Genomic DNA, 26,336 nt, shown 5'->3' with positions numbered 1-26,336 from the left:
CCGATCTCGCGAGCCCACGCTAGCCCACACCTATACGCTTGTGCAATACAAGTGTATAGAACTTTCGTCTAGCTCATCACGCGGATGATCCCCCCGCCGGGAGCAGGACTTCCTTGCCGAAGATCCATACGCCGCTGTCGACCACGAGGTAGGCGTCGGAGACCTCGCTGGAGTGCCGGTGGACCTTGCCGATGTGCCCGTCGACGGCTTGCCCGGGAGGCCGGATCCGAGGCGTCCGCTTCCTTGTGCCCCGCTCCGCGCGGCGAGCGATGTCAGTCGAGCACGACCACCAACTTGCCGAGGGCTTTTCCGGCCTCCATGACCCGGTGGGCTTCGACGATCTCGTCGAAGCTGAAGACCCGCTTGGGCCGGGCGAGCAGGGCTCCGGACGCCGCTTTGGCGCAGATCTCGTCGAGCGGCACGTCGGAGAGCGGGAACGCGGGGGTTCCCAGGACGAAGGCACTGCCGAAGAAGCTCAGCCGCACGCCGCTGGGGAGGTCGGCGATCGGGTCGAAGTCACGGACCGGTTCGAATCCGCCGAGGAATCCGAGCTGGCAGACCCGACCTCGAGGTCGGACGAGGGCCAGGGAGTCGCGCAGGACACTGTTGCCGACGACGTCGAACACCGCGTCGACGGCGAGCCCCAGCTGCGTGATCCCGACGGCGAGCGCGCCGTCGTCGATGAGGACGTCGTCGGCGCCGAGTTCCTTCAGGAGCAGGGCGTGTTCCGGGTTGCGGGTGGTGGCGATGACCTTCGAGCCCTGCTCGACGGCCAGGTTGACGGCGGCTTGGCCGAGCGAGGAGGTCGCTCCCCGCACCAGGACCGTCTCGCCGGGACGCAGGTCCAAAGTGCCGAACAGCCCACTCCAGGCGGTCGCGTAGACCTCCGGGATCGCGGCGAGTTCGGCCCACCCCAGCGACGACCGCACGGCCACCACGTTGGTCGCGGGCACGGTCACCAATTCCGCGTAACTGCCGTTGCGGACGCGGCCCATCCCGCCGAGGAGCGCCACCACACGGGTGCCGGCGGGGAGTCGGCCGGAGGGGTCGTGTTCCACCACCCCGGCGCACTCGATCCCGGGAACGGCCGCCACGGTTCCCCATGCTCCGCTGCGCATGTAGGACTCGGCGTGGTTGAGCCCGAACGCCGCCACGCGGACGAGCACCTCCCCTTCGGCGGCCACCGGGTCGGGAAGTTCAGTCGCGGTCAGGACCTCGGGGCCGCCGGGGGCGGAAATGACGATGGCCTTCATGTCTTGGGTTCCATTCTTGAGTAACCATTCAAGCATCGGCGCCGAAAAAGGGGCCACCGCGTGGGTGGCCCGGATGTCGGGAGGTCAGACGAGGGCGGCGAAGGCGTTGTCGACGATCGACCGCAGAAGTGTTCCGTCGGGGTTGGCCTTACCGACGACCATCAGTCCCTGACACGTGGCGACGAGCAGCTTGGCGCTGCCCGCGGGATCCACTGACGCGCGCACCTGCCCCCTGCGCGCCGCGTTCTCCAGGGCGTGGGTCATGCAGCGTTCGAGCCGGGCCAGGTGGCCCCGGACGGCAGCCGCCGCCCCGTCGTCCTCGGCGGCCCGCTCGATCGCCGTGTTGACGAGGAGGCAGCCCTGGCGGCCTTCGGGGCTGAGCAGGTCCTGCACAAGCCCGTCGAAATAGCCCCGGATCTCGGCCACCGACGCATCGGGTGCCTCCAGCGCGCCCAACTTCTCGGGGACGACCAGCTTCGAGTAACGCTCCAGCGATTTGAGGAACAGGGTGTGTTTGCCACCGGGGAATGCCCCGTAGAGGCTGCCGGGCTTCACTCCGGTCGCCTTCACCAGATCCTCGATGGAGGTAGCCCGGTACCCCCGCTCCCAGAAGCGCAGCATGGCCTGGTTCAGTACGGCTTCGGGTTCGAACTCGCGGGGTCGGGGCATGGGGCAAACATACATGAGTGACCATTCAAGAACCACCCCCTCGCCGCCGCGCTCTCGCGCGGGCCGGTGCAGCCCGGTGGCAGCCATCCAGGACGACGCCGGGGATGGGGCGCAGCTGCGCGGAGGTCCGTACGCTGATGTCGTACGACGCCCCGATGGCGGACGTAGGTCCTCACGCTTCGATGCTGCGGCGGCGCTCGCGTGTGACAGCGCCAGCTGGGTGCCATCCCCGCCCGCTTGGGGGCGAATGCGCAATCCGCATCACCGGGTCGTCTGCGCAGACCATCGCGCGTCCGCGAGCGGTGTGCGTCCGGCGCCTGCAACATCGCAGCCCGCGTCGTGACCACCGGCCACCTTCCGTGGACGTGGTCCAGGCGGGAGCATGCTGGTGACGGTGGACGGGGGTGGCGACCTTGTGGCGTGGACGGGGTGCGTGGGCCGGGTCGGCGGTAGCGGGAGGGGCCGCACTGGTGGCGGCTGTGCTGGGGCCGGTGACCAACTACGCCAGTGCCGCGGTGCCCGGCTGGGCGGCGCAGGCGTGGGTGATCTGGCCGGTGTTCGCCGTGCTGGTGGCGGGAAGCGTCGGGCTGTTGCTGTGGGGCCGGCATCTGGACGCCGCAGCAAGGCCCCCGGCGCTGCCGGCACCGGTGAGCCGACCGGCCCGAGGCCGGCAGGCTTCGTTACGTCCCCCGCATGTTCAGCGCGTGCGGGGGCGCGAGGCAGAACTCGCCGTGCTGGCAGGCATGCTTCGGCGCCCACAAGGCCGGTTCGCGGTGCTGTGCGCGGTCGGCGGGATGGGCAAGACAACGCTGGCCGCGCAACTGGCCGCCCAGGCCGAGGCGGCGGGCTGGCGAGTGTTCTGGGTGCGCTGGCGCGACGGTGCCGAGCTGGGACACCAGATGGTGCAGGCGGCGCTGGCCTGCGGCCTGCCAGAGGCGGAGCTGGAGGCCGCGCAGGCGGGGCAGGCGACCCTGCCGGACGTGGTCTGGCGCCAGTTGGGCCGGGCGCGGCGGTGGCTGCTGGTCGTGGACAACGCCGACGAGCCACACGAGATCGGCCCGGCAGGGGAGCCGGTGGCCGACTATCGCGGCTGGATCCGTCCTGACGGCCAGGGCCTGCTGGTGGTGACCAGCCGGGACGGCAGCGAGCAGACCTGGGGTCCGTGCGCGCAACTGCTGCCACTGGAGCCGCTGCCGCTGCGACCTGCGGGGCAGGTCCTGCTGGACGCTGCTCCCGCGGCCGGCACCGCCGAGCAGGCCCGGGAGCTGGCGGCGCGACTGGGCGGGCTGCCACTGGCGTTGCACGCGGCCGGCACCTATCTGGCCTCACCCACCAGCCGCTACCGCACCTTCGCCGCCTACCACCAGGCCCTGGAACAGGAACTGCGGTTCCTGTTGGGAGCGGCGCACCCGAACGCCTCCCATCCACGGGTCGCCCGCGCCGTGGTGCGGCACACCTGGGAGGTGTCCTTGGACCAGCTCGCCGGGGAGGGCAACGCTTTGGCCCGCCCCCTGTTGCGGCTGCTGGCCCTGCTGGCTCAGGCCCCCGTCCCCCTGTCCCTGATCACCCCGGACCTGCTCTCCGCCGCCACCGGACACGACGTCACCGCGGCGGCCCTGGAAGCCGCGTTCGCCGGCCTGCACCGCTACGGTCTCCTCGGCCTGCCCCGTTCTCCCGGCAGCGCCGGACCGGCGCCGGGCAGCGGTGAGGAGGCGCAGGTGGTGCTGCATCCCCTGATCCGAGAGATCAACGCTGTCGCGCTCACGGCCGAGACCTCCGAGCCGGCCGTGTGGCACGGGGCCCTTGCCGAGCGGCTGACCACGGCCGTGCACGAGGCCGACCAGCGCGGGCGCGCCGGCTGGCCCGCAGCCGTGCTTCTCGCCCCCCACCTGCCTCTGCTGCTCGACTGCCCGGACCCGCGCACCGCTGCCCGCCACCGCACCACTCTCAACGCCCTGGCGCAGGTGCTGCAGGAGGCTGGCGCGTTCGGTGCGGCGCGCCTGCTGCACGAGCGGGTCCTCGACGTCGAGACCCGCATGCTGGGCCCCGAGCACCCCGACACCTTGACCAGCCGCAACAACCTGGCCAATGCCCTGTTCGGAATGGGAGAGCCGGCCGAGGCGATACGTCTGCTGCGGCAGACCCTGGAGGACCGCACCCGCATTCTGGGGCCCGCGCACCCCGATACCTTGACCAGCCGCAATGACCTCGCATGTGCTGTGGACGGGACGGGTGAGCACGCCGAGGCGGTGCGCCTGTTGCGGCAGACCCTCGACGACCGCACCCGTGTGCTGGGCCCCGAGCACCCGCATACGCTGGCGAGCCGGGACAGCCTCGGTCTCGCCCTGGACGGGATGGGCGAGCACGCACAGGCGGTGCGCCTGCACCGGCGCACCCTGGAGGACCGCATCCGTGTCCTGGGCCCCGAGCACCACCTCACCCTACTCAGCCGCCACAACCTCGCCGGCGCCCTGACCAGGGCAGGTGAGCAGACGGAAGCGATACGGCTGCTGCGGCAGGCGCTCAACGACCACGCCCGCACTCTGGGCGACGAGCATCCGCACACGCTGGCCACCCGGGACAGCCTCGGTCTCGCCCTGGACGGGATGGGCGAACACGCACAAGCAGTGCGCCTGCACCGGCAGACCCTGAAGGACCGCACCCGCATCCTGGGCCCCGAGCACCCGGACACCCTGGCCAGTCGCCACAACCTCGCCGTCGCTTTGACCAGAACAGGTGAGCAGGCCGAGGCGGTACACCTGCTGCGCCGAACCCTCGATGACCGCGTCCGCATCCTGGGCGACGAGCACACGCATACCTTGAGAACCCGCAACGCGCTGGAGACAGCGTCAGCCATGTCCACCCAACGGCCACGGAGCCGGTGGTGGCACCGGCTGCGGCGCAGGAACGCCGCAGCCAGTGGCGGTTGAGAAGGCCCTGTGCCGGCTCAGCAGGTGATGGTGGTCCAGGAGTGGCCGGGGAAGGTTCGCGAACCCGCTTGGCCGCTTGCCAGCACGTCGAGTTCGGCGCCGGTGGTCGGAGTGAGGATCACGAACGACAGCGTGGCCTTGCCGTCGGCGTCGAAGACGCCGGACGCTCCCGAGGTGTAGGCCTTCTGACCGACGACCCAGTAGTCGGCCCAGACCGACCGGCCCGCGTACGACGAGGGCCCGTAGGACGGACCGTGCGCGACGTTCACCGTCACGACGTCCTCGCGGACACTGGCGTGCCTGCCGCCGACGCCGATGCTGACGGTCTCGCAGCGCTGGGAGACGCCGGTCACGGTGACGTGGTCGTTCCACGTCGAGGCGTCGACGTAGGTGGGGTTGTCCCAGGTGCAGGGCGCCAGTGGGGCGCTCACGAAGTTGCTGTAGTAGACGCCGTGCACCCACACCTGGTAGGTGACGGTCAGTGTCGCGCCCGGCGGCGGTTTGGCCACCGAGAAGTTGGAGTCGGTCGGGGGGTAGCCGACGGTCTCCAGGTTGAGGGTGATCCGGTCGACGGGTATGACGGTCGTCATGGGACCGCTGCCACTGTTCTGCGTGGCGCAGTGCTGGTCCAGGTTGGGCGCGAACGGTCCGCCCGGGTCGGCGGTGGCGGCTGACGCCCCGGCGGCGGTCAGGCAGACCAGGATGGCGAGAGCGGTGGTCACCGCTCTCCAGCCTCTCCACGTCTTCCAGGTTCCTCGGGTCTTTCGGACCATCGCGGGTGCCCCCCAGGTCGTCGGTGCCGGACGGTGCTCTCCACTTGCGGCGGCAGAGACGCCCGTCCGGCACCTGTGGTTCCTGCCCCGGTCCTTGGGAGATGCCGCACGCGCGCTTGAGGCCGGCGCCGGGAGTGTGAGCGGACACAGTTGCTTAAGGTCGTTCATGATCGCCTTGCCGACGACCGTGATCCGCAGGAATGCCGCTTCCTCATGCGGTTCTGGTGGCAACTGCTCATGTCGTACCAAGACACCTCATGTAGTTAAGCCGTCAAGGCGCAGGGGTTGGTCCCGTCCTTCGGATCTTGCCCGAGGCGACCGTCCTGGGCCCCGCTGGCACGCAGGGGTCGGCTGAGGGTGGCCGCCGGGCAGGTGGATCACCAGAGGCCGAAGAACCGTGTCCACCAGGTGGGTCGTGGTGCGAAGTGCTTCAGCTCGCTGGGCCCCTCGTAGTCGCTCTCCAGCAGTTCCTCGGGGACGCTCACGTAATCCAGGTCGGCCAGGGCCCGCGCCACGGTGGCGAGGTCGCCGAGGTCCAGCGCCCCCTCCTTGTAGGCCTCGTCCGTGCCGAGAAAAGCCCCCGGATTGTCGGCGCAGACTTCGGTGAGGGACCCGAATTTGCTCACGCAGACCACGATTCGTGTCCCGCAGACCGTCGCGTCCGCAGGCACGTGGACGCGCCCGTACTCGCTGGAGTCCTGGGTGTCCCGTTCCGACTCGCAGGAGGCCCCGAAGTCTGCTTCGAGCCGGCGCACCAGCCCGCCAAACTTGAGGCCGGTCGCCGCGGGATCGTAGTGCAGCGGCCGTTCCAGCCGCTCCGGGTCATCAAGTTCGCGCAGCAGGGTCAGCAGTTCTGTCTCGCTCTTCGACATCCGCACATCCTGCCGTCCGTCGAGCGGGAGCGGAGCGACAGGGCCGTCCTGTTCACGCCGTAGCTGTCACTGCTGCCTGGGGCTCTGAGGGGAAGGCGATTGCTTCATCAAATGGGACGCGTGCCAGGAGGCAGTGGTGGAGCTGGCCGAGCATCCGGTTGAACAGGTGCCGCAGTGCCTGCATGTGCCAGTCCCCTCCTGCCCGTCGGCGCCGGTAGTGGGCGTCCGCGCCGGATGAGCCGCCGAGGGAGGCGAAGGCCCACAGGTGGCCGACGTGGTTGAGCCGGTTGTTCTTGACGAACCGGCGCCCGACGTAGTGGCGCTTGCCGGATGCCCGGGTGATGGGGGCCGCGCTCGCGTATGCCTTCAGCCCTCCGGCGATGGCGAACCGCGTGCGGTCGTCCCCGATCTCCGCAAGAATCGGTGCGCCGATCTGAGCGCCGGTGCCCGGAAAGCTCAGCATGATCGGGGCGTCTGGATGGGCTCGAAAGGCTTCCTCAGTGGCCTGGCCAAGGTCGGCGACTGCTTCGCAGGCGGCGTCCAACTGCAGCAGCAGGGCCGCGGCCTGCTTGCCCATCGCTTCTTCGGCCAGCGGGACCTGGTGGGCCACCTCCCGGCGGAAGAGCCGCTGCAGACGCTCCGCATCGGCCTCGATGTTCCTGCGACGGCCAGCCCGCTTCATCATGGCCGTCAGGCGCCAGAGCGGCAGCTTGGCGGCCAGGGTCGCAAAGCCAGGTGTCTGAGGTCCCGACGGCCGGGCCTGCGTCGCGTCACTCGATGCGGCACGCTGTGGGGCCGCAGGGGCGCAGGCCTGCCTGTCCGAGCGCCAGCCGGGACAGTTCGTCGATGACCTGCTCGTCCCGCCGGCGCCAGGCATCGGCGAGGCCGCCCGGCGGGAGGGAGACCGCGGCGAGGGCTTTCACCGGCCCGGTCAGAGCACGGAGGGCGAGCAGGTCGGCACCGCCGGGAGCGTCGCGGAGGCCTTGGAGGAGAGCGCTGCGCCGGATCCAGCGCACCCGCGGGGGGAGCCACGTCACCAGCACGAACAGCACCGAGATCACGATCAGGGCGAACGTGGTGAGGTTGGCGATCCGTCCTGCGACGTCCTGCATGGACTGCCCGGCATCGGAGAGTCCGCTACTGGCCTCGGCTGCCGACTGGAGCGGCTTCTTGAGGATGCCGCCGACCAGCGGAACGTTCGAGGCCGCGTTCCCTGCATCGCCGAGGCCGGAAGCCAGACTGCCCCCCGCGTCCTTCACCTGCCGCCCCGGCTCGGCCAGCAGCATGATCCCATCGTGGACAGCCAGAGCGAACCTCACCGCGGCCGCCAACAGGACCACAGCGATGAGATCGGCGAGGATCTGCCGGCAGCGACGTACTCGTGTCTGGGCGTAAAGGCGCATCGGGGCGCTCCTGTTCCGGCGGCATCGAAGGACAAGACCGGTCTCCAACCGGGTGGGGCCTCCGTCCCGGACGGCAAGCCACAACCCGCCACCCGACCGTACGCCGCCCCCCGGCCCCTCCATAACCTGTGCCACATCGACGCGACTTGGCGGCCGGATCGCGACGGTGTCGGGCTTCGGGAGACATCCGGCGCAGGTGGCCGGGCCGGCTCATGGTGGACACGGGAGGACCCTGCTGGGGCAGGCAGTACTCCGTCGGCAGTTTTCCGCGTTCTGAGATCCCTTGGCCAAGGGCCGGTGCAGGCGGCTCCCGGCAACGCCGTCCCCGGTCAGCAGGCTTGACCGAAGGAACCATGACGCTCCCGGCCTCGGCAAGAAGCCTCGTGCGAAGTACCCGCAGCCGGCTGGGCACATGGCAGGTCGCGGGGCATACACGGTGTGCGGGCGAGGCCCGGCTGGAAGGGGCGGAGACCACCGGCGCTTGGGGGAGGCCTCGGGTGGGGTGCCGGTGCGGAGGTCGAGGACCATGCCGATGATGCCGCGGTTCTCCGCGTTTCCCTGCGGGACACAGTCGAGGAGGGTGCCGAGTTCCTCGCGAGGGACCAGGTGGCGGCCCTGCCCCGGCGCCGGGACCTGGCCACCCTGTTTGACCGGCACGTGCCCCTGGGCCCGGACCAGGCCGCGCGCCGGCTCGGGGTCCACCGAACGGGCTTCGATCAGGTGGTGCCGGGTGGGCTCGGTGGACGTCGACGACAAGCGGCAGGGCGGGACGATGGGGCTGTGGCGGGAGCCGGCCCGACCCGCCGCGCTGCGGGGTATGGCCGCCCGTCAGGCCCTGGTGCCCCGACCACGGCACGGCCGCGCGCCAGTTGGCGAGGACCACCCTGGGAGCGGCGTCTACTGCACAGAACGCCGCGGCCGGGGCGGGAAGGAGCCCGTCCGCAGGTGAGGGGTGCTCCGCAGGGAGGGGAGGACCCGGTTCATCCACTCGTGCGGGCGCGCACACGATGGCCGCCGGCGTCGTCGACCTTGCCCGCCTGCCCCGCCCCTGCGCCTGTGACGTGCCTCACCTTCGCCGCTGTCACAGCCGGCAGGGGTCCGGTGTCTTGAGGACACCAGCAGGCAATGACAAAGGAGTCCACGATGAACGCTCGTCTGAACGTCTTCACCAGTCCGGTCGCCGCCAAGGCGTGGAAGCACATCATCGCGGCGGGCAAGGCCCTCGGTGATTCGACCCTGCCGGCCGCGACGCGCGAACTCGTGATGCTCCGCGCCAGCCAGATCAACGGCTGCGCCGGATGCATCGACATGCACACCAAGGACGCCGCCGCCGCTGGGGAGACCGCCGTACGCCTCCACCTGGTCGCGGCCTGGCGGGAGGCCACCGTCTTCACCGAAGCCGAACGCGCCGCTCTCGAACTGGCAGAAGAAGCCACCCGCATCGCCGACGCCGCCGGGGGCGTCCCCGACGAGGTCTGGGCGAACGCCGCCAAGCACTACGACGAAGACCAGCTCGCAGCCCTGGTGACCCAGGTAGCCGTCATCAACGCCTTCAACCGCCTGAACGTCACCGTCCAGCAGCCCGCCGGCCACTATCAGCCCGGCCAGCACTGAAGACGCCCCCCGAGGGCGGGATCCGCTGCATGCAGCGCGCCAGCCGAGGGCGTTGCGCAGCAGCCGCTCCTGATGCACTCGCCGATCCAGGTCGACCACCCGGCCTGGTCCTCGGCTCGCCGGTGACGGGAGTGTCGCCGGTGTCGCCGTAGGAGGTGGTGGTGACGGTGCCGTCGCCGTCCCAGTCACAGTCACCTACGTCGAGTGGCTGGCCGAACTGGGCGGACAGGTACGTACCGTGCCGGGGGGGGGCGCTGTACCTGCGGGAGGTCAACAGCCTTTCCGACCCTCACCCCCGGCGGGGCAGGCCGCGAGTAGCGCGGCGAGGAGCAGAGGGAGGGACCGGCAGCGCATGGGTGCTCACCGTGCCGCAGTCGGGCCCGAGACCGCTCCGACGGCCCAGTGGCACCCCCCGGATGGACGATGCAGGTACGGGGCTGCCCGGGCCGCCTCGGGCCGGTCTGGCCGACGCTGGAAGACGAAGGGGTGACCGAAGGGAGGGCCCGGGGATGGTGCCTGGCCCAGCCGCGGTGCGGGCGGGGGTGGCGTACGAGCAGAAGTTATGGACTGAGTCGATGGTGCCGTGCCAGGTCCTGTGGTAGCCCTCGCGGAGGGGGCCGCCGACGAGGTTGAGCACCCTGGACCTGCGCTGATCAGTGCTGTGGGGTCGCCTGAGCCGCACAAGTGGAGGTGTCCATCGAGAAGGGCGGCTCCACGCTGTGGCTCGGCTTCCCGCAGGCGGCGGGGAAACCACTTGCCGCCGCCGACCCACGCGTGATGGTGGTCGCAGAGCAGATCGGCGGCGGCGCTGACCACGTACCCGGCCACGGCCAGACGCTCGACGGCGTCACGCGCGTCAGCGAGGTCGTCCAGCGCATCCGTCAAACCGTAGCGTTTCGTATCGACTGTCTCTGGTTTCAAGGCAGGCGGACCTTCGCGAAGGCCCGCTTCGGCCAGAGCGCGAGCGCGCCCGGCTTCGCCGTCGGTGTCGATCAGGACGAGACCGGAGGTGTACATGTTCTGAAGCACCGCCCGCCGTGTGGCGACGTCTGCGGCGAAGAGCTCCAGGAGACCGGTACGGGTGTGGACGAAAAGTTCTACGACACGTTCCTCGAACCGGATCGTCTCCCGGCAGGTCAGGCCGCCGTCCTCGATGAGCACCACGATGTCCAAGTCGCTGCTGGCAGTGGCATTTCCGCTAGCGGTGGAGCCGCCGAGGATGGCGGAGAGCGCTTCGGGGAAACGGCTGTGGACGAGACGTCGCGCCTGCTCGATGGGGTCTACATGCTGCATGACGGGCAGAGTGCCCGGGTCCTTGATCAGAGGCGAGTCGATGCCGCGCGGCACGGTCCGAGCGATCCGATGCCAAACCCTCGGGCGTCCGGAATGCTTCACCTGTTCGCGATGTTGACCGGTGAGCCAATCACCGACGGCAGGGGGACGAGATGGTGACACAGGTCAGGGAGCTCTACCTGAGCGTGGCGGAATCAGCGGGGAGGCTGCTGGCCGAGCCGGCGGTCGCAGGCGGCTGGCACCAGCCCTCCGCGCTGGCGAAGCTCAGCGTCCGTGGGCTGGCGGGCCACCTGGCCGGGCAGGTCTTCTTCATTCCCGCAGTCCTGGCCGAGCCGGAACCTTCCGAGCCCGCCATCTCGATCCACGAGTACTACAGGCGGGTGAGTTGGATCGGCTCGGACATCGACACGCCGTTCAATCAGGGCATCCGATCCGGCGGAGAGGACGAGGCGGCCGATGGTCCCGCCGCACTGGCCGCGCGGGTCGCCACGTGCGTCGACGAGCTGCGCGGCACCCTGCCGGCCGTGCCGGATCGACGCGTCCGCCGCCCGACCTGGGGACCGTGGTCGATCAGTCTCGACGACTTCATCACCAGCCGGACCCTGGAGCTCATCGTCCACTCCGACGACCTCGCATGGAGTGTCGGGTTGCCCACACCGGAGTTCCCTGACCTGGCCGTTGAGACAGTCGTGGACCTGCTGTCGCGGATCGCACTGCGACGCCATGGAGCGACCGATGTGCTGCGCGCTCTGAGCCGCACCGAACGCGCACCGGCCTCCATCTCCGCCCTCTAGGGAGCGTATTGCGTTGTGATCAATCTGCCAGGTTTGCCTTCGCGGCAGGCCCTGGACTGGTGGACCCTCTTGGGTGACGCGAGTGCAACTGGCGGACATGGAGTGGGAGTTCATCAGACCGCACTCCCCGATCGGCAAATACGGCCCCTTTCCCGAGCGGCTGCGGGCAGTTCGAGGGCGTGATCTGGCGGTTCAAGACGGACGGGCAGCGGCGGGAGATGCCGGCGCAGCGGAATTCGGCGCCTGGTCGACAGTCCACAACCGGGCCGGCAATGGCCTGACGCCAGGGTCTTTGAAGCCCTCTTGGAAGGCCTGATCGCGGAGGCCGCGAAGTGGGGCGAGGTGGACCTGTCCCTGGTCAGCATCGACTCCACCAGAGCGGCGGCGCATCCGGCGCCGACGGACCAGGGGCAGCGGGCGGCAGCGGCCGTCCGCGCTCAGGGGGACCTCGGCGGTGAACCCGCCACACGAGCGGCCGAGGCCCTCACCTTCAGCACCGCTCCGCCAAGCGGGCGGCGAGGTTCCACCAGGGCCTCGTCCTGGTGTTCCCCGGGCACAGCCCCTTTGAGGCCAGAGCCGGCGGCTGGCCGGTGCGGGCGTCCACCGAGATGTCCCAGTCGATGCCCCAGGACGTGTCCGCCTCGGCTTGGACCTGCTGGAGCAGAAGCTCCCAGGTCCCGTCAGCCGACCACAGCCGGTGGCGCTCGTAGACCGTCTTCCACGGCCCGAATCGCTCCGGCAAGTCACGCCAGTGGACTCCGGTCCGTACAGGGTGCAGGATCCCGTCGATCACCTGCCGGTGGTCCCGCCACCGGCCACCACGCCTGTTGCTGACTGGCGCAGCCGTTCCCACTCGGCATCCGTGAGATCACCCCGCCCCGCGCCGCGACCGCCGTTCGGTGCGGCCGGGGAGGTGCGTGGTCGTGCGTGACCTCGGACGCGGCCTGGGTGTTGTCAGTGCATGAAGATCGCGAAGATGACGGTGAAGGTAGACGTGGCGGCCTGGAAGCGGGGCGCCCCCTGGGGAGTGGGGGCGGCTCTGGTGGCCGTCCTGGCCTGCGCGGCGGCGCCGGCGGCAGCACATGGCCAGGCGCCGCACCTACGGTCCGGGCGCGTGGTTCTCACGAACGCGGACGACGGCAGGACCGTGTCCGTGCACACCGGGGACGACATCGAGGTCAGGCTCACCGGCCAGCGCCAGAACGGGCTCAACTACACCTGGAGGGTCCCGCAGAGCAGCGACCCCGCCGTGCTCCACCGGACGGCGGGCGGCACGACCCCCAGTGGTAGCGCCACCGCGGTCTTCCACGCCGAGAAGGACGGCACCGCCACCATCAGCTCGGCAAGGAGCTGCCGCCCGGACCCGGGCCGCACGTGCCCGCTCGTCGTCACGCCGTGGAAGGTCACGGTAGAGACGACCTGACGCGGCGGGCTCCCACAACGGCGCGGCGAGGCCGGGGCCGGCCAGGGCCCGGTCGCGGACATGCATCCTGCTGGCGCCGGGCGGCGAGGGTTAGCGGTCGGGGGCGCCGGGGTTGCGGCCGATCGGGTGAACGACATGTCGCCGACCGCTCGGCTGCGGCACCGACAACGCGAACCAGACCTGGCGATACGAGCAGGACGGCAACGGCAACGGCTACGACTTCACCGACACCGCCACGCGGGGGCACCTGACCATCGGCTTCGACCGCAGCAACAAGTTGTGGGTGCACACGGGAGAGGTGCCTGCCTTCGAGCTGGCGAACCCGCTCTTCCTGGCCACCGGCGATCGATTCGGTTTCGAAGACGACAGACTTGTCGTCGTGCGGGCCAGTGGAGAGCGGCTCTGGCCGGCTGGCGACTGGTCCACTCGCTGCGGGTCCGGGTCTCTGCGCCGCCGGTAGAAGCTGTTCCTCGAACGGTGCGTCGTACTTGATCGCTCGGTCCGGTAACTGCCGTACGTGGAGGCGGCCTTCGTCTGAACATGTGCTCCGACCAAGGAACACAGACGTTCAGCACGAAGGCCGTAAGGATGAGTCTCGCCTCCCGCAAGAACCGCGCCTACCAAGATGCACGTCCTGTCTGACGCGAACGGACTGCCTCTACGCGTCGGCCTGTCCGCGGCCAACACCCATGACAGCCTTGCGCTGAAGCCGATGCTGTCCCATTTCCACATGGGACACGAATCCCACGCGGCCGACTTCAAGCCGACACGCCTCCACGCGGACAAGGCCTGCGACATTCCTCACCCGCGACGATGGCTGTGGGGCGAGCGGATCGGGGCCCGTATCGCCCGCAAGGGCATCGAGTCCTCGGAGCGGTTCGGGCGTCGGCGATGGGTGATCGAACGGACCATGTCCTGGCTCACCGGCTACCGCCGTCTCAACCACCGATACGAACGCCACCCCCGCAACCACCTGGCCCTTCTCGGCCTCGCCGCCGCCATCTGCTGCTACAAACGCTTCCGGAACCTCACCATGTGGGACACGGTCTTAACATGAGCACGCCACGCGTAGCGTGGCCCGGGGGACTCCGTCGTGGTCACATGCCTGTTCTCCCCCGGAGACCTCCACGGGGAAAGAAACTCATGCGTCGCAATTCCATAGCCGTTCACGGGGTCCTGGCCACCGTACTGGGCGTCACGCTCACCGCCTGCGGCGGCGGCGAAGGCGGCTCGACGGCCGTTCCCGCCCCCTCCGGGGCGAAGACCGCGGGCGGGCAGGCCGGCCCGAGCCAGAGCCCGAGCCCGAACGCCACGTGGGGTCCCGCGCTGGCGCTGGGGCAGCCGGCGCCGAATCTCATCGAGGGCACCGACGGCGGAACCTTCCAGGTGACCGTGCAGAAGATCGTCAAGGGCGGCCCGAAGCAGATGAAGGCCGGCTACTACGACCAGCACCCCGAACTGGGCGACACCCCCTACTACGTCTTCGCAACGTACACCCTGAAGGAAGGCAAACCGGACCACCCGAACGCCAACCTCAACCTGCCCATCCACATCCTCGATGAGAACGGGAACGAGGCGGCCCAGAAGCCGGTCATCGTGTCCGGCTTCGAGGAGGGCGGCTGCCCCGTCGGCGAGGTCTACCTCGGCTGGGACATCGGCGAGACCCGCACCCAGTGTTCGGTATGGATCGGCTCCACCGCCAAGCCGCCCGCCCGGCTGGTCTGGAATGGCAAAGACGCGCGGACGCCTGCCGAGTTCATGAAGCTGGACAGCTGGAAGTGGAGCACCCAGTAGTTGCCCGGCAGTCCAGGAGGAACCCCCGGCCGGTGAGGGCGGCGCGTCTTGCGTGGGCGGCCGCTGAGTTCGGCGGCGACGGCAGCGAGGCGCTCGCGGCTGTGGACGGACAGGTCAGTGCCCTTGGGGAAGTACTGCCGTATCAGGCCGTTCGTGTTCTCGTTCGATCCGCGGTCAGGACTGGCGGGGTCGCAGAAGCAGACCGGGATTGGCATTCACGCTCTGATGCGGCTCCACCTTCCGGCTTGGGTCGGCCCCCCCTTGGGGGCGTACGGGAGCGTTCGGGGGTTGTTCCGGTCTGATCTGGCCCCACCGGGTGGCGGGGGGTGGGACGGTCATGGTGGGCCACCGTGCGGGGGCGATGCCGGATGGGGTTGTCGAGGGAAGAGCTGTTCCTGCGGATCTGCCGTGACTCGTGGCAGGAGGGGCTGTCGCTGCGGGCGCTGGCCCGCAAGTACGGCGTGCACCGCCGGCTCGTACGCGAGGCCTTGGCTTCTCCAGTGCCCAGGCCTCGAAAACGCCGATGCGGCCCGCGCCCAGGTCGGACCCGTTCAAGAAGACGATCGACGAGTGGCTGCTCGAGGATCTGGAAGCGCCGCCGAAGCAGCGGTACGCAGTCCAGCGGATCTTGAACCGGCTGCGGCAGGAGTGCGGGGCGGAGATCGCCTACACCACGGTCTGGGACTACGTCTCCCGCCGACGTCGGCAGATCGCCGTGGCCGCGGGTGCGGCACCGGCGGCCGGGTTCGTCATCCGCCACAATCAGCCGGGCATGGACGCCGAGGTCGACTTCGGGGAAGCAGGGGTAGACCTGGCGGGCGAACGGACGAAGTGCTCCGGCACCGAGGGCACCAAGCAGCTGGTCCACGTACTCCTGGTGCACCGCCACCTCGCACACCGCGATGTGATCGCCGGAATCCGATCCGCCCTCTCGGCCGGTGCGCACACCGGCGACATCGTCGCCCTCGAAGCCCGCAAGCCGCTCAGAGCGATGGCCGTTCCCCCACCGTGACGGTCTCCGGGCCGGCGGCAGCTCTGCCCGGGCCGGAACCGAGCGAGGTGGTCAGCCTGAACGCCCGCCGCGCCGTCCGCCTCCCCACCGACCAGCGTGCCATCCCTCCCGAAGAGCCGCGGATTGGACCTCTCGGGCAAGTCTCTCGATCTCCTTCAGGTGTTCGGTCTCGGTCAGGTCCGATCGGGTCATGGCGCGAAGTCTGACAGCTGGCGGCGCCCGCGTCGCCAGACTCTAGGGCGCCGATAGCCGGGCCCCGGGCCCGGAACAGACCGGAAGCCGGAGCCGCTTCAAGCCGAACCCATCGTGGCCTCACTCACTGAGTGGGGCCAACTCAAGCCGGGAAAAGTGGGGCCAGCTCACGCCGTTGACGCCACCGGCCGGAGCCGGCTTGGCCGGGCAGGGCGGCGTAGGGCCTGCGAGCACCGGGGCGGCGCAACATCCCAGCGCTGCGAGAGGAGCGAGGAGGAGAGATGGATCTTCCCGGACGGCACTGCGTCCGCGGCGGCACCAGCGCCGCGCCCTGGCCCGTGCGCAGGCCCGCTCCTTCCTCGACTACGCCCTCAGGCGCCCCGCCCAGCCCGGGGAGAAGGTGGGGGTGGCCGCCGTCCGCGACGCTCTTCGAGTCGGCCGATAGCCCCGGTATGAACTCCCCGCTCGACAAGCTGCAGCCTTCCAGGCGTGGTTGGTTCCAGGTCGCTGCCTATGGACGGACGGTCTCGCGCAGGTGGCGGGCCAGGTAGGTGGGTTGATGACGACTCGATACGCGTCCTAGCCCCCGCAAGGCGCGAATGCTTCGCCTGATCCTCCGCCGCCCCGGTCCATCGGCGCTCCCGGCGGGCGGGTCAGCAGGCCGCTCTCCTGCGTGAACCGGGGGAGTTGGGTGCGCAGGGCCGGGGCGCCGAACAGGGCGATGCTCAGCAGGAGCTCGTCCGGGCGGTTCCGAGTCGCCGTGCGGACTCCCGCGTGGTCGTGGCGCAGCCGGGCGAGCAGTGCCGTCCCGCGCAGGGTGCGGCGGGGCCGTACCCACAACGCCACCGCGCCCGCGTCGGCGGGGAGGCCGAGCACCAGCCACGCCGCCGCGTCCGGCCCGCCCGCCGCGGCGGCCAGCGGCGCGGCCGCGAAAACCGGCAACAGGAGCATCCGTACGGCCCACGCCCGCCTGGCGGATACCACCAGCCCCGCCCGCTCCAGCTCTTGCGACACCCCGCGGACGGCACGCCGTACCCGCTCCATCTCCTGGAGGCGGCGCGGGTGGAGGGGTTTGTACAGTACGTGGAACTGGGCGCGGGCCGCCTCGGAGCAGCCGCGCGGCAGCCGGGCCCTGCCGGGCTCCACGGTCCGCCGCCATCCGGCAGCGACCGACCCGGCCGGGTACAGCTCGACAAGCCCGCACTGGGCCGCACCCCGCGCACCGCCGCGCAGCAGGCCGGTCTCGACGGGGGAGAGCCGCCGCTCCAGCGGACCCCGGCCCGGACACAGGCGCAGGGCGGCGGCGATCAGCAACAGCAGCCACGCCCCTGCCACCGGGACGGCGTTGACAACGAGCACGGCACCCTCCTCCCCCGGGACCATCAGCCTGCACCCGAAGCGTGGATTCCGCCAGCGTCACCCCCAGCCGGCCCCGCCCCGCTCGCGTTCCGCCCGGGCGGACGGTTCCTCACGGGCTCGCCGCCGCACTGCTGCCGCTCGGTCGAGCCGATGCCGGCACAGGCCGCCGAGGCGCTCCCGGGCCCGCCGCCCGGCGGGCGGGGCGGCTTACGAGGAGAAGTTCGACGGGCATCGCGCTTGCTTGTTCATCCTGGCGGGCCCGGGTGGGCGGGTGCTGCTCCAGACCCGGAGCCGGCCCCTGGTGCAGGACCGGTGGCCGGACCTGGTGGCGGCCGCCGAGGCGCAGCTGCCGTACGGCCTGGTCCTGGACGGTGAACTGCTGATCTGCGACCTCGCAGGCGTCCGGTTGTCGTTTGAGGCGTTGCAGCACCGGGGCTCCGCCCGCGGCCGCAGCGCTGCGGGCCTGCCAGCGAAGTGGCCGGCCCCAGAGGTGCGTGCCAGGCGGTCTCTTTGGGCATCCATGTCAGGCAGCGGCTGGGCTACAGCGTGTGGTCGGGGTGCCCGGCCGTGCGCCGCCGTCCCCTCAGCCGGGCCTCGTGCAGGTGGCCGCGTCCGCCCGCCAGCTCGGTGACGATCTCCTGCTCGATGTCGGCGAAGGGCTGGTAATAGGCGTCGTCGACCCGGCGGCCCTGAGCGTCGTGGCCCGCTGGGGTCCGGTGGGACCGCTGTGGTGACCCCGGCCGGCGAATTCGACGCCGAGACCGCCAAGGAGCTGGTGCGGGACGGAAGGGGCCGGGTACGGCCAGCGGGTTGTTGAGAGGACTGGTCGGTGCCGCCGGCCCGGTCGAGGTGGGCGCCCAGAGGCTGATAGCGCGCGGACGGCGTAGGCCCACCCGAACGCGCTCACCGCGACCACGGCCCGTAGGCGTCCCGCGCCGCACCCGGCATGCCTCCTCCAGGCATCGGGGCCCTCCCTCAGGTGAGGGGGTGTTGGCGCAGGTGGAGGCGTACTGGGTCAGGGTGCCCTTCTCGGCTTCGCCGGCGGACAGGCCGTAGCGGGTCTTCACCGCGATCCATTCGGTGATGTACCGGCAGCGGGCTCACCGGTTCGACCTGGGCGAGTCCTGCGGCTCCACGATCGAGGCGGCGCTGGCCGCTCTGATCTTGCACTTGGCGCCGACCCGCCGGGCTTCGACGGCTTCTTCGATGAGGACTTCGGCGCGGGTGGTGCAACCGTCCTTATCGGCGTCGATCCGGTCGCCGAACTCCCGCAGCTGGTTGCAGCCCTCGCGCCGCTCGGCCTCCACCGGCAGCAGCGCGACGGCCTGCAGCAGCGCAGGCCCCGCCGCGTGCGCGTGCGTGGGGGTTTCGGCACCCGCAGGGGCCGTCGCGCCAAGCACCATGGAAGCGGCCGCCACCGCCACGGCCGCGCGTCCTGAGATCCGTCTTCGCGAGGGAACGGGGAGCGGGCTCACCCGGGTGGGGGAGCGGCTTCACCGGAGAAGATCACGCCGTTCGTCCAGTCAGAATCCCGACGGGAAGGTCGCATCGGCGACCGGGCAGACAGAAGGGCGGGCCCGGATGACGAGTCGACGTCCCCCAGCCGGTCCACAACTTGGTGATGGGGGAAAGGGCTGCCGAGCTCCTGAAGGCCGGCTCGGGCTTGCGCTGCCTGCGGCGAAGCACGCCGGTGGCAGACCCGCCCCGGTTGGCGGTGGGGCTGCGCTGTCCGGGTGAGGGGGAAACGATCCCCTGGCCGGGCTTGATGGGGACACGCCCAGCCGTGCCGCAAGCATGCCGGATTCCAGTGCCCGCACGACCTTGCCCACGCACCGCCATGCCGGTGCTCATCCCCGTCCGGCGGACCGGCCAGGGTGCGGGCACGCCCCCAAGCCGCCCGTTGAGTCGGGGCAGGAAGGCGCGAGAGGACTGACATCACCCGGATCCGCGCGAAGATCGAAACCGCCGACGTGGACGGAGCCTCCACCGGCTCCTTCATCTACCTGGGCATCGGCGGCCGGGAGTTCCTCCTGGACTCCGAGGACATCGACGACTTCGCCCAGGGATCGAAGACCACCTACGTCCGCCTACCCCGTCCACCTGCGCCTGGAGGAATCAGGCAGCAGCGCCCCCTGGTTTGGAACGCGCCCACGTCTACGTCCACGCCTCCGACGGCACCAAACACAAGTTCGACAAGCAGCGCCTGGCCGGGAAGAACGACCAGCGCCGCGACTGGCTCGGCGACTACTACAGCAAGCAGATCCACCTGCGCCGCGTCCAGGCCTGACAGCGGCCGCCGCACCCGGACGTCGGCGAAGACACCGGCGGCCGGGCACGGCGGGCCGGGTGCCGGCACCTCCGGGACAGGGCCGGCCGGGCGTTGCGGGCGCCCCTCTGACGGCTGGCCGGACGGTGCTCAGCGGATGCAGGGCATGTTGAACGGCTGGAGGATGGAGGTCATGGACGAAGGACACGCCAGCCCTCGGTCAGGGCTGCACCACGCGGACACCGACCGGCTGGCCCCCGCTGGTGGCGGGCGGCGACAGCTGCTCGACCGGGCTCGTGAAGAGGTTGCCGCCAAGGGCTGGCACCTGATGCCCCCAGCCGCGGTCTGCCACGGTCTGGGCGTGGCGCCTGATGTGTGGGAGGGGTTCGCCGCGCACTGGAACGACCTTGCTGTGGACGCGTACGCGGCTGAGAGCGGCACACACCGTCTGCGTCGCTTCGGCCAGTTCCTCTTGTCGAGGTCGGGTGAGATCAACGCGCTCCCGCACGATGTGTTCGTACAGCCGCAGGACAGCAACCCCCTTTACGTGGACGTCCAGCGCCGCTTCGAGCCGCTCACCGCCGCCTTCCGGGCTGAGCCGCTCCTGGAGGCGCTGATGCGGGCGCTGGGCGAGGTCGCCGCGGGTCTGGATGTCGCGGGGGAGTGGATCGTCAGGGTGCACCCGTTCAGAGTGGTGGCGCGGGCAGGCAGCCTGGGTGAGCCGACTCCCGAAGGCCGGCACAAGGACGGGGTCACCCTGGTGACCTCACTGCTCATCGGCCGTGACAACGTCACCGGCGGCCGCAGCACGGTCTACGACGCGGACGGCCGCGAGATCGCGGCCACGACCCTCAGCGAGCCCGGCAGCCTGCTGCTGAGCGATGACCAGGCCACCTGGCACGCCGTATCCCCCCTCCAGCCCCAGGATGCCGGCCGCAGCGGATACCGGGACGTGCTGGTGACCACGCTCGCCGCCCGCTGACCTCACCGGCGGGTGCCGCAGTCGCGGGCGGTGGCGAGCACGAGCTGGTCGACCACCGCTGCCTGCCCGCCGTCGCCCGCCGCCCACGCCCGCTGGCGTGAAGCGCCGTCCCCGCGGGCAGCCAGCCGATGGAACAGGGCCGTGACGTTGTCCAGGTCGCCGAACTCCTCAAGCGCCGGCCGCACGAACGCCACCAGCTCCTCGGCGAGGTCGGCCATCGGGCGGGACCGGCCGGTCCACGGATGGAACCCCTGGCCGCTCCAGCCGTCCCGCGCGGCCCGCCAGCAGGCAGCCCGCAGCACCTCACCCGCCCACGCCGGCCCCGGATCCCCACCCTGTGCTCTGCCGGCTGCGGTGACGACGAGGGCACGCAGGAGCAGGGTCACCGCGACGGCGTCGTCCACGTCCTGCAGCACGTCCATCGCCCGGATCTCCAGTGTGGGCAGCCTGGGATTGGGGCGCAGGTCCCAAAACGGCATACCCGCATCCAGCATCGCCTCGGTGCCGGCGATGACGACGGCCAGCCGCTCATGCTCTGCCAAGGACCCGGCGTAGGGCGGCGGACCCAGGCACGGGAAGCGGCTGCGGATGACCGTGCGCCAGCTGGCATAGCCAGTATCACGCCCCCGATGGAACGGAGAGTTGGCGCTCAGCGCGATCAGCAGCGGCAGCCAGGGCCGCAGATGGTTGGCCGTCAGGACCGCCAGCCCTCGGTCGGGGAGATGGACGTGGACATGGAGGGCACTGATGGCGAAGTCGTCCATCAGGCTCCCGTACTGCGCACGCCCGGCCTGATAACGCGGATGATCCGCCACCAGGACCGGACCAGGCTCCTGCAGCACCGCAGTGCCCGAGGCACACAGCTCCAGCCCCTCCGCACGCGCCGCCGCGACCAGCGCCGTACGCACCCGCTCGAGTTCCCCGCGCAGCTCGCCGGCCGAGTGGCACGGGGGCGTACGCCCCTCGACCTGACACAGGGCGAACTCCTTCGTCACCAGATCACCCACCTCGCCGGCGGCCCGCGCGGCAACCGCCGGGCCGGCGGGAACGATCGAGCGCGTGCGCGGATCGACAAGGAAGTACTCCTCCTCCACCCCCACTGTCGGAAGCTGGCCGGCAGACACACGGCGAACAGGAAGGGAAGGCTCGGTCACCCCTCCAGCATCACCGCGACGACCCGCCTACGGGCCAGGCACGCCCACGCCCCCGCCAGACGGCCGCCCGCCGCACCCCCATCGGCTCTACCTACGCAAGAGGACGGGGCCGGGATGCGTACCCGGTAGACCCTGTTCGTGAGGTTATTTGCGGACCAGGACGCGGAAGTCGGTGGCGGTCAGTTCCTGCTGAAGGCTGAGGGCCGGTGCGGCTGCGCCGACGGTGGGCAGAGGCAGGTTCTTGACCTCCTTCAGGGGGAGGTCCTTGCGGGCCAGGCCCAGGGTGAGGTGGGGCCGGAAGCCGTCCTCGGCGATCTGGAGGTGTTCGGTGATGCCGCTGTAGACGTCGGCGAGCTCGGATGACTGCTCGACGCCGAGACGGACCTGCTCCTGCTGTTGGACCAGGTCTTCCTGGTAGCGGTAGCCGGGTTCCTTGGACAGTTTCCAGCTGCCGTGGCGCACCCGGTCAGTGCGATCTTCGGGGTGGCCAGTCGCGGCCGGAGAGCAGCGCGGCCGCGTCGGCCAGGCGCGCCGCGTCGGCGTCGTGGAGGAACCCGAGCGTGATGTGGATGTGCCGCCGCTCCTGCGGATACCTGCTCGCAATGCTGCTCCTGGAGCTCGATGAGGGCCTCGGTGAGGGTGTCGGGGATCTGAAGCCTGAAGAACGCGTTCACTGTCTGCTGCGCCAATGGACGCGTGCGCCCGGCTCGCTGTCTTGGTCCTGTGCGCCCGCCCGCCGGCCTCGGCGTGATCGGGGAGTGCTGGTCGTGGATACCGGTGGGCGCCGACGTCGGGTCGGGACTCGCGGGTGCCCCTCACTCCGGTGGCGGCCCGGTTCACCGCAGAAACGATCACGCCATAGGGGGATGGCGGGCCCGCGCTTCGCCAGACCGGCAGGCGGGCACAGAGCAGCAGCCAACGGTGGCTTTGCGACCCGTGGGGGCGGCTACGGAGCCGCTCGCCCCGCGAGGCTTCGCCGGAACCATCCCCTCGGACACTCCGCCGGCCTCCGTCAGCCTCGACGCGTTCGCCGCAGAGGTAGCCACCATCCGCGGCGACGTGAGCAAGCGGATCGCCGCCAAGCCCTGACCGGCCGCCCCTGATGCCTCGCTGTTTCGCCCTCTGGGTCGGGCCCGGGCCGCTGGCAGCTGTGGTCCGACCCTGGCAATGCGGGAGGGAATTGCGACTAGGGGTGGCGGATTCCCTTTGGGCCCATGCGCGGGTTGCGTCGACGGTGCGGGGGTTCGCAACCTCGGCGGGCCACCCGGCCGCGATGTCACGCACGGGGGCACCGGCGGGGGCGGGGAAGTCGGGGTATCGGCGCCGCCAGGCGACCACCGCGGCCCGGCCCACCCGGGTCATCCGCGCGACCTCTGCCGGCAGCATCCAGTCCCGGCCCGGCACCACCGGCTCCAGGGCGGCGAGCGGGGAACGGGCGCCCGCCGGAGCGGCGTACACCGCCTGCCAGTCCACCGCGGGCCCGGCGCCGGCCTCCCCGTAGTGCCCTGTGAGGAAGAGCCAGGAGCCACGGGACCGCTGAGGAGGGCGGCGGCGCGGGAGGTCGTCCAGTGGTGTCGCGGCCCGGTGGGCGGCGGGTGGGGATCGTCGGAGGCACTGCACCGGGCGAGCAGCCCGCACCCGAGGACGGCGCGGCTGCGGCTCCGGCAACGCCGTGGGTGTGGGTGCTGGACGGGCGCACCAGTGCCCGGGCGGCCACCGGGCACGCCGAGGGCTGCGCCCTGACGACCGACCGGGCGGTGCCGGTCATGTACAACGACGCGACCACGTCATCGAACGCACCATCGGCGAACGGTAGAGGGTCGCTCAGGTTCGTGAAGGGTCTGTCGGCGTCTCATCCAAGCCGGAAGCCGACGGCGGTACCTCGACGACGAAGAACAGGAAGCAGGTCTTGGTCGAAAGATCATGGAAGTCGTCGGGGAACAGCTCACGGGCGGCCGGGTCGGGCTGTGGCTCGCTGATGACAGATAGGCGGAATCCAGCGGTGGTGAAGGCATCGGTCATCGCGTGCAGCGGCTTGCGCCAGAACCTCATCGGCACGGACTGCCCGTTGAACGGCCAGTCGAAGGTGTAGCTGGTGGTCGCGAAGTAGTCCGGCCGAGGGTCCTGGAACGTGTAGGCCACGAAAGGGTGCTCCACCGACGCGAGCAGCCGGCCGCCGGGCCTGAGCACTCGTCGCAACTCGGCAAGCGTCGGCCCCCAGTCCTCCAGGTAGTGCAGCACCAACGACGCGACCACGTCATCGAACGCACCATCGGCGAACGGTAGAGGGTCGCTCAGGTCGACCATATGCAGGGCTACGTCGTCACCGAGCCGCCGCCGGGCCAGCGCCAGCATCCCGGCGCTGACGTCGATGCCGGTGACGACCGCACCGCGGTTGTGCAGTGCGGCGGACAGGGGACCCGAGCCGCAACCGGCGTCCAGGATCCGCCGGCCGGCCACGTCTCCGGCGAGGGCTAACATCGCCGGCCGCTCGTAGTACGCGTTCACGAGGCTGTTCTCGTTCTCCGCCGAGTACGCCTCGGCGAAACTGTCGTAGTCGTTCACCTGGGCGGGATCTGCAGGCTGGTCGAAGCTCTCGGGCACGTCGGCCAAGCGTTCCATCGTTGCAGCCTAGTCGTCGCATGATCCACAGGACAGGGCCAAGCCCCTCGCGGTGCAGCATCTGTCATGTGCGGATCAGGAACAGGTACTCAACTTGTGCTTTAACCAACGGCCGCATCGCAGCCGGCCCCGGGCGGTTCGGCCCCCTCCGCCGAAGGTAGGTTGGCTTCTGTCGGCGGTGGCTGATTGACGTAACGGCGCGAAGGGGGCTGGCGTGACGCACGAGATGGATTTCCATGTCGGGGCCGACGTGCGGATTACCGGTGGACCGTTCACAGACTTCACGAGCCCCGTCGTGGCTGTTGACCATGTTCGGGGCCGTGTCGAGCTGACGGTAGACATCTTCGGCGACGCGACCAGGATCGACATCCCCTTGTCGGATGTCGTGAGGGTTGTCTGATCGTGCCCCTCACGGTCTGATCTGGTCGCGTTCGCTGATGGTCTCCGGGCGCCGGACGGTTTTGCCCACGTCGTAGCGGATGGCTGGCCGCTGGTTCTTCGACCCGAGTGGCCTGCCGGGGCCAGGCCGCGACGGTTTCGGCGCACGGGCCGGGCAGGGCAAGGCCGGGCGGAGGTTCCTGAACCCCCGGCGGACCCGGGCCGGGGTGAGCCTGTTCGGTTCCACCGGTCGCTCCCAGGGCCGGCGGACGTCCTCGGCGAGCGGCCGGGCGAGACGGAGCTGGGTGTGCGCGACGACGATCAGCCAGGTCCACCGGTCTGCGGCTTGTGGGGTGCGGAGCTTCGGTCGGGTCCAGCCGAGGGTCTGTTTGATCATCCGGAATGTGTGCTCCAGGTCGAAGCGCCGGAGAAACGCCTGCCATCGCAGATCGGCGTCGGGGCCCGCCATGCCGGTGGCGGAGGACCACAGCCACAGCGGCAGCGGGTCACCGCCGCCGGGCAGGCGGTCAACCTCCAGGCGGATCAGCGTCCCCTCGATGATGGGGAGTTCGCTGTCGTGGTCGATCCACGCGGAGCGGGTAGTGAGCCTTGGGTGGATGCGATCCCACGCCATCGCCCTGGCGGAACCATAGCGGTCGGTGACCTGGATGGTCGCCGCGTCTGGTTCGCCCCAGGTGGCGGGCTTGGCGAAGCGGAACTCCTTGCCGTGCTTGGGTGGCCGGCCGCCCTGGGGATACGCCAGGGCGTACTCCAGCTGTGTGGGTGTCGGCCGTCGCATGACTCGGTCCGATCGCATCCGTCCCAGGACCTCGACGGGCAGCCCGTCGAGAAGGTAGGCCATGCGCGGGGCGTCATAGCCGGCGTCGAAGACGATGAGGATGTCCCGATCGCCCTCGCGCCAGCGTCCGCCGGCGACCAGGTCCTCGACTACCCGGCGGCCCTGGCGGGCGGTGATCTCGGCCACGTCGTCCTCGGGGCCGAGTCGGACGGCGTCCAGCAGTTGGCACCAGGAGGTGCGGCCTGCTTCGAGAGCGGCGACGAACGAGTACGGCCAGCCCGGGATCATCAGGTGCTGGTCCCGGCCGCGGCCGAAGGTGTGGCAGAACAGCCGGTCCGCGCTGCACTCGGCATCCGGCCGCAGCCAGTTGGTCACGTCCACAGCCAGGACGAGCCGGCCATCGGCCGCTCCTGGCTGGGGCAGCGCGGCCAGCGTGCGCCGGAGCCCGTCGATGTCGATGCGGCCGTGGTTGAGAGCGTCGTACAGGGCGCCGTGCCCGCGGCGGTGCTCGGCCAACAGTGTCAGGTCCACCGGCGCGGTCACTGGCCCCTCCGCGCACAGCAGCGCGTCCGCGAGCTCGAACAGTTCGTCACGCCGCGCGGTCAGACACGCGAAGAAGTCCTCCCGGAAGTGTGACGCTTCCGCGAACGGCTCCCGCTGGACATCGTGGTGCAGCAGACTCATTCCCCGCGGCCTTCGTCGAGTTCAGGTGCGTCCTTGGTCGGAGCACATGATCAGACGAAGGCCGTTCCCA

24 protein-coding genes and 4 pseudogenes are annotated in these 26,336 nt (G+C 70.6%); 12 read left to right on the top strand and 16 right to left on the bottom strand.

Going from position 1 to position 26,336, the window contains the following annotated elements:
• Positions 1-91: 91 nt before the first annotated feature.
• From ACFY0O_RS19105 to ACFY0O_RS19095, 3 genes and pseudogenes are all read right to left on the bottom strand, one after another.
• Positions 92-271 (bottom strand): annotated as a pseudogene (locus tag ACFY0O_RS19105) (hypothetical protein); the annotation flags it as partial.
• A 1-nt stretch (position 272) separates the two neighbouring features.
• The gene (locus tag ACFY0O_RS19100; protein WP_388947817.1) at positions 273-1,253 is read right to left on the bottom strand and encodes a zinc-binding dehydrogenase; all 981 of its coding nucleotides are present in this window, start codon (positions 1,251-1,253) and stop codon (positions 273-275) included.
• Between the two features lie 84 nt (positions 1,254-1,337).
• Positions 1,338-1,922, bottom strand: a complete 585-nt coding sequence (locus tag ACFY0O_RS19095) for a TetR/AcrR family transcriptional regulator (RefSeq protein ID WP_388947816.1) — start codon at positions 1,920-1,922, stop codon at positions 1,338-1,340.
• 491 nt (positions 1,923-2,413) lie between these two features.
• On the opposite strand from ACFY0O_RS19095, the gene fxsT reads away from it, so the two are divergent.
• On the top strand, positions 2,414-4,852 hold the full coding sequence (gene fxsT, locus ACFY0O_RS19090; protein WP_388947815.1) for an FxSxx-COOH system tetratricopeptide repeat protein: 2,439 nt from the start codon (positions 2,414-2,416) through the stop codon (positions 4,850-4,852).
• A gap of 17 nt (positions 4,853-4,869) precedes the next feature.
• Here fxsT and ACFY0O_RS19085 read toward each other — a convergent pair whose 3' ends face one another.
• The 4 genes from ACFY0O_RS19085 to ACFY0O_RS19070 form a co-directional block, all read right to left on the bottom strand.
• Complete coding sequence (locus ACFY0O_RS19085) at positions 4,870-5,574, bottom strand: hypothetical protein (protein ID WP_388947814.1); 705 nt, start codon at positions 5,572-5,574, stop codon at positions 4,870-4,872.
• Between the two features lie 428 nt (positions 5,575-6,002).
• Complete coding sequence (locus ACFY0O_RS19080; protein WP_388947813.1) at positions 6,003-6,497, bottom strand: hypothetical protein; 495 nt, start codon at positions 6,495-6,497, stop codon at positions 6,003-6,005.
• A 52-nt stretch (positions 6,498-6,549) separates the two neighbouring features.
• Complete coding sequence (locus tag ACFY0O_RS19075) at positions 6,550-7,182, bottom strand: transposase (RefSeq protein WP_388947812.1); 633 nt, start codon at positions 7,180-7,182, stop codon at positions 6,550-6,552.
• Between the two features lie 85 nt (positions 7,183-7,267).
• A complete protein-coding gene (locus ACFY0O_RS19070) occupies positions 7,268-7,900 on the bottom strand; it encodes a hypothetical protein (protein ID WP_388947811.1) in 633 nt (210 codons plus the stop codon).
• A gap of 1,143 nt (positions 7,901-9,043) precedes the next feature.
• Between ACFY0O_RS19070 and ACFY0O_RS19065 the strand changes: the two genes are divergently transcribed.
• Positions 9,044-9,514: a carboxymuconolactone decarboxylase family protein gene (locus ACFY0O_RS19065; RefSeq protein ID WP_388947810.1), complete on the top strand. Its 471-nt coding sequence runs from the start codon at positions 9,044-9,046 to the stop codon at positions 9,512-9,514.
• Positions 9,515-9,874: 360 nt separating this feature from the next.
• On the opposite strand, the gene ACFY0O_RS19060 is transcribed toward ACFY0O_RS19065, so the two are convergent.
• Positions 9,875-10,807 carry a nucleotidyltransferase domain-containing protein gene (locus ACFY0O_RS19060; protein ID WP_388947809.1) on the bottom strand — a complete coding sequence of 311 codons (933 nt, stop codon included), beginning with the start codon at positions 10,805-10,807 and terminating at the stop codon, positions 9,875-9,877.
• 152 nt (positions 10,808-10,959) lie between these two features.
• On the opposite strand from ACFY0O_RS19060, the gene ACFY0O_RS19055 reads away from it, so the two are divergent.
• A complete protein-coding gene (locus ACFY0O_RS19055; RefSeq protein ID WP_388947808.1) occupies positions 10,960-11,601 on the top strand; it encodes a maleylpyruvate isomerase N-terminal domain-containing protein in 642 nt (213 codons plus the stop codon).
• 73 nt (positions 11,602-11,674) lie between these two features.
• Positions 11,675-11,991: pseudogene (locus tag ACFY0O_RS19050) on the top strand (transposase); the annotation flags it as partial.
• Positions 11,992-12,091: 100 nt separating this feature from the next.
• Here ACFY0O_RS19050 and ACFY0O_RS19045 read toward each other — a convergent pair.
• On the bottom strand, positions 12,092-12,454 hold the full coding sequence (locus ACFY0O_RS19045) for a transposase (RefSeq protein WP_388947807.1): 363 nt from the start codon (positions 12,452-12,454) through the stop codon (positions 12,092-12,094).
• Between the two features lie 261 nt (positions 12,455-12,715).
• On the opposite strand from ACFY0O_RS19045, the gene ACFY0O_RS19040 reads away from it, so the two are divergent.
• From ACFY0O_RS19040 to ACFY0O_RS19030, 3 genes and pseudogenes are all read left to right on the top strand, one after another.
• Positions 12,716-13,024, top strand: coding sequence for a hypothetical protein (locus ACFY0O_RS19040; RefSeq protein ID WP_388947806.1), 309 nt, complete (start codon positions 12,716-12,718; stop codon positions 13,022-13,024).
• 595 nt (positions 13,025-13,619) lie between these two features.
• Positions 13,620-14,081 (top strand): annotated as a pseudogene (locus ACFY0O_RS19035) (transposase); the annotation flags it as partial.
• A gap of 86 nt (positions 14,082-14,167) precedes the next feature.
• Positions 14,168-14,818, top strand: coding sequence for a hypothetical protein (locus ACFY0O_RS19030; protein WP_388947805.1), 651 nt, complete (start codon positions 14,168-14,170; stop codon positions 14,816-14,818).
• Positions 14,819-14,862: 44 nt separating this feature from the next.
• Here the strand turns inward: ACFY0O_RS19030 and ACFY0O_RS19025 are convergent.
• Positions 14,863-15,027: pseudogene (locus ACFY0O_RS19025) on the bottom strand (transposase); the annotation flags it as partial.
• Between the two features lie 314 nt (positions 15,028-15,341).
• Between ACFY0O_RS19025 and ACFY0O_RS19020 the strand changes: the two are divergent.
• Complete coding sequence (locus ACFY0O_RS19020; RefSeq protein WP_388947804.1) at positions 15,342-15,830, top strand: hypothetical protein; 489 nt, start codon at positions 15,342-15,344, stop codon at positions 15,828-15,830.
• Positions 15,831-16,601: 771 nt separating this feature from the next.
• Here the strand turns inward: ACFY0O_RS19020 and ACFY0O_RS19015 are convergent.
• Positions 16,602-17,381 (bottom strand): TIGR04222 domain-containing membrane protein, encoded by a 780-nt coding sequence (locus tag ACFY0O_RS19015; protein WP_388947803.1) that lies wholly within the window; start codon positions 17,379-17,381, stop codon positions 16,602-16,604.
• 1,100 nt (positions 17,382-18,481) lie between these two features.
• Complete coding sequence (locus ACFY0O_RS19010) at positions 18,482-18,784, bottom strand: hypothetical protein (protein WP_388947802.1); 303 nt, start codon at positions 18,782-18,784, stop codon at positions 18,482-18,484.
• A 734-nt stretch (positions 18,785-19,518) separates the two neighbouring features.
• On the opposite strand from ACFY0O_RS19010, the gene ACFY0O_RS19005 reads away from it, so the two are divergent.
• Both ACFY0O_RS19005 and ACFY0O_RS19000 read left to right on the top strand, forming a co-directional pair.
• Positions 19,519-19,668, top strand: coding sequence for a hypothetical protein (locus tag ACFY0O_RS19005; RefSeq protein WP_388947801.1), 150 nt, complete (start codon positions 19,519-19,521; stop codon positions 19,666-19,668).
• A gap of 172 nt (positions 19,669-19,840) precedes the next feature.
• The gene (locus ACFY0O_RS19000; RefSeq protein ID WP_388947800.1) at positions 19,841-20,629 is read left to right on the top strand and encodes a 2OG-Fe dioxygenase family protein; all 789 of its coding nucleotides are present in this window, start codon (positions 19,841-19,843) and stop codon (positions 20,627-20,629) included.
• 2 nt (positions 20,630-20,631) lie between these two features.
• Here ACFY0O_RS19000 and ACFY0O_RS18995 read toward each other — a convergent pair whose 3' ends face one another.
• Together ACFY0O_RS18995 and ACFY0O_RS18990 are read right to left on the bottom strand one after the other, a co-directional pair.
• Positions 20,632-21,783: a glutamate--cysteine ligase gene (locus ACFY0O_RS18995; RefSeq protein WP_388947799.1), complete on the bottom strand. Its 1,152-nt coding sequence runs from the start codon at positions 21,781-21,783 to the stop codon at positions 20,632-20,634.
• A gap of 144 nt (positions 21,784-21,927) precedes the next feature.
• Complete coding sequence (locus ACFY0O_RS18990; protein ID WP_388947798.1) at positions 21,928-22,245, bottom strand: hypothetical protein; 318 nt, start codon at positions 22,243-22,245, stop codon at positions 21,928-21,930.
• Positions 22,246-22,704: 459 nt separating this feature from the next.
• Between ACFY0O_RS18990 and ACFY0O_RS18985 the strand changes: the two genes are divergently transcribed.
• On the top strand, positions 22,705-22,872 hold the full coding sequence (locus ACFY0O_RS18985) for a hypothetical protein (RefSeq protein WP_388947797.1): 168 nt from the start codon (positions 22,705-22,707) through the stop codon (positions 22,870-22,872).
• Between the two features lie 735 nt (positions 22,873-23,607).
• Here the strand turns inward: ACFY0O_RS18985 and ACFY0O_RS18980 are convergent.
• Positions 23,608-24,405, bottom strand: a complete 798-nt coding sequence (locus ACFY0O_RS18980) for a class I SAM-dependent methyltransferase (protein WP_388947796.1) — start codon at positions 24,403-24,405, stop codon at positions 23,608-23,610.
• A gap of 214 nt (positions 24,406-24,619) precedes the next feature.
• Here ACFY0O_RS18980 and ACFY0O_RS18975 point away from each other — a divergent pair, with 214 nt between their 5' ends.
• Positions 24,620-24,805: a hypothetical protein gene (locus ACFY0O_RS18975; RefSeq protein ID WP_388947795.1), complete on the top strand. Its 186-nt coding sequence runs from the start codon at positions 24,620-24,622 to the stop codon at positions 24,803-24,805.
• Positions 24,806-24,814: 9 nt separating this feature from the next.
• Here the strand turns inward: ACFY0O_RS18975 and ACFY0O_RS18970 are convergent, their stop codons facing one another.
• On the bottom strand, positions 24,815-26,266 hold the full coding sequence (locus tag ACFY0O_RS18970; RefSeq protein ID WP_388947794.1) for an NF041680 family putative transposase: 1,452 nt from the start codon (positions 26,264-26,266) through the stop codon (positions 24,815-24,817).
• Positions 26,267-26,336 lie beyond the last annotated feature (70 nt).

Origin of the sequence: Streptomyces sp. NPDC001594 (assembly GCF_042893675.1) — a bacterium.
GTDB lineage: Bacteria > Actinomycetota > Actinomycetes > Streptomycetales > Streptomycetaceae > Streptomyces.
This window is presented reverse-complemented; position numbering and strand designations above follow the sequence as displayed.